The 2,326-nt window shown below is 70.0% G+C and carries 2 protein-coding genes and 1 pseudogene; 2 read left to right on the top strand and 1 reads right to left on the bottom strand.

Annotated features, from left to right (window positions below; genetic code table 11):
• Positions 1-232: 232 nt before the first annotated feature.
• Positions 233-721, bottom strand: a complete 489-nt coding sequence (locus tag ACGFU7_RS47860) for a hypothetical protein (RefSeq protein WP_393705085.1) — start codon at positions 719-721, stop codon at positions 233-235.
• A 122-nt stretch (positions 722-843) separates the two neighbouring features.
• Between ACGFU7_RS47860 and ACGFU7_RS47855 the strand changes: the two genes are divergently transcribed.
• Positions 844-1,434 carry a helix-hairpin-helix domain-containing protein gene (locus tag ACGFU7_RS47855; RefSeq protein WP_393705083.1) on the top strand — a complete coding sequence of 197 codons (591 nt, stop codon included), beginning with the start codon at positions 844-846 and terminating at the stop codon, positions 1,432-1,434.
• A 25-nt stretch (positions 1,435-1,459) separates the two neighbouring features.
• Positions 1,460-1,846: pseudogene (locus tag ACGFU7_RS47850) on the top strand (hypothetical protein); the annotation flags it as partial.
• Positions 1,847-2,326: the final 480 nt, after the last annotated feature.

Genomic DNA, 2,326 nt, shown 5'->3' with positions numbered 1-2,326 from the left:
ACCCCGAACACCGCCGCAACGTCCTCACGGTCCCGCCCTGCCACGAGCGCGGCCACCGCCCGCAACCGCAGAACCTCCTGCGCCGCCGGCGACAGGTGCCGCGCGTCGCCCACCAGATCACTCACACTCAGCTCAACGACCCAGAATCACAAGCGTTTCGGGTCAATACCAGCCCTGGGCCCCAGCCGGCGCGCAGGGGTCGGCTGAGGGTGCCCGCCGGGCGGGTGGATCACTAGACCGTGCCGAAGAACCGTGTCCACCAGGTGGGCCGCGCTGCGAAGGGCTCCAGCGCGCTGGGGCCCTCGTAGTCGCTTTCCAGCAGTTCCTCGGGGATGCTCACGTAGCCGAGTTCGGCCAGTGCCCGCTCCACGGTAGCGAGGTCGGCGGGGTCCAGCGCCCCTTCCTCGCGGGCCTCGTCCGTGCCGAGAAAAGCCCCTGGATTGTCTGCGCAGACCTCGGCGAGGGAGCCGAATTTGCTCACGCAGACCACGATCCGAGTCCCGCAGACGGTCGCGTCCGCGGGAACGCGGACGCGACCGTACTCGCTGGAGTCCTGGGTGTCCCGCTCGGACTCGCACGGGGCCCCGAAGTCCGCTTCGAGCCGGCGCACCAGCCCGCTGAACGCGAGGCCGGTCGCGGCGCGGTCGTAGCGCAGCGGCCGTTCCAGCCGTTCGGGGTCGTCGAGTTCGCGCAGGAGGGCCAGCAGTTCTGTCTCGCTCATCGCCATCCGCGCATCCTGCCGCCCGGCGGGCGGAAGCGGAGGGGCAGGGGTGAGGAAGCACGGACAAGATCCGAAAGCGGCAGCGTAGTTCGGATAAGCCACACCAGCCCCGGTAGCGCCGGATGACCACCAGCCCGCGCACCGTGATGCGCATCTATTTCCATGCCCAGGAGCCGGACGAGGAACTGTACGAGCAGCTCCTGGCCCTCCTCGAAGGCATCACCCCGCGCGTGCAGCCGCACTCCGCGGACTGGTCCGCCGACGTCGACCTCACCGGCGCCCTGCGCTACTGGAAGCGCGACGCCGAAGGACTCGCCGCGGTGATTCGGCTGCGCGCACTCGCCCTGTACGGGGTCCAGACGAGTGCGGGTATCGGGCCCTCCCGGATGGTCGCGGCAATGGCGGCCGCCCTCTCCCCACCCGGCTCTGTCACCGTCGTCGGCAACTCCCCGTACGACATCGCCGCGTTCCTGCGACCCCAGCGCGCGGCCGCCCTGCCGGGAGTCGGCCCCGCGACGGCGAAATCCCTGTCCCGGTACGGGATCTACAGCATCGGCGACATCGCGGACACCTCGCTCACCACCCTCCAACGGCTCCTCGGTGCCACCCGCCGGCCGACAGATCCACACCCGCTCCCACAGCCAAGACAACCGCCCCGTCGTCCCATAGGCAGCTCCCCGTTCCGCCTCCGCCGAGCACCGCTTCGACGCTGACGGACTCAACCCCGACCAGCACCACCAGGCCGTCCTCGGCCTCGTAGACGAACTCGGCGCCCAAATGAGGTCCGATAACAGCGTCTGCTGCGCGATCACCCTGACTGTCCGCTACGCCGATCGCACGCACACCACCCACACCCGACCCCTGACCGAACCCACCGCCCACACCCCCGCACTCGCCGACACCGGCCTCGCCCTCCTCGCATTCCTCGGCCTGCAACGGGCCCGCGTCCGGGCGATCCCCGTACGAGCCGAGCAACTACAGCCCGCCGAGACCGCCACCCACCAACTCACCCTCGACCCCACCGACGAGCGGACACGCGACCTCGAAGCCGCCATCGACCGCGCACGAGCCCGCTACGGATACCGCGCCGCCGGACCCGCGAGCACCTACCAGCGGACCAACTGACGCGACCCGAGCCGCCACCGCCGCCGGATACCCGGTTGTCGACGCCGACGCCGCCAGCCTGCCGCGCCTGGATCTACCGGATCCGCGACGGCCCTCACTGAACCGCCTCGTACGCGACGCCGGAACCGACATCATCTGCGCACAGGTCACACTCGAACTGGCGGCGTGCTTCCACCACGCTGTCACCGGCGCCGACAACGAGGTCACAACCACGATCGCCCGGCTGTGCGACCTCACTCAAAGCGGCGACTACGCCTACTTCATGGCCGGGCTCCCTCTCGACAGCCCCTCACCGGCACGGTGGCTCGACGGAGACCGGCCCACCCGTCAGCGGTGGCGGGACCTGGTCACCGCTCGGCGCAACGACCTGAGCGCACAAGGCTGATTGAGGGGCCCTGCGCTTCTCGGACAGCGGTGTTGAGGTTCTGCCTATGCCGCTGCCTGCAACTCTTCGTACTCGGCGTGGACTTCTGCGGGAGT

This window comes from Streptomyces sp. NPDC048473 (assembly GCF_043200155.1).
Classification (GTDB): Bacteria; Actinomycetota; Actinomycetes; order Streptomycetales; family Streptomycetaceae; genus Streptomyces.
This window is presented reverse-complemented; position numbering and strand designations above follow the sequence as displayed.